We start from the raw sequence: 224 nt of genomic DNA, 5'->3' as shown, positions 1-224 counted from the left end.
TTCACGTGAAATCAAACGTGGCTCTGTTCTACAAAAACAATACCTTTATGGCTATAAAGAAGTATTACAATCAACATATTTTAGTGATACTGCTCACCTACTATCTCAACAAAGAAAACAACACTCTACTAAGTGTTCTATTCGGCATAAACTATCTACACAGTTTATGTCACAATTGATTTCTACACTATCTCAAAAGATTAGAATACATAGTGTTGATTCCT

General features: G+C 32.1%; 1 protein-coding gene. It reads left to right on the top strand.

Annotation, left to right across the window (positions count from 1 at the left end; translation table 11 throughout):
* Positions 1-224 (top strand): hypothetical protein (locus tag E4T68_RS09695; protein WP_209305073.1); only part of this gene is annotated, 224 nt, incomplete at both ends.

This window comes from Granulicatella sp. WM01 (genome assembly GCF_004570605.1).
Classification (GTDB): Bacteria; Bacillota; Bacilli; order Lactobacillales; family Aerococcaceae; genus WM01.
This window is presented reverse-complemented; position numbering and strand designations above follow the sequence as displayed.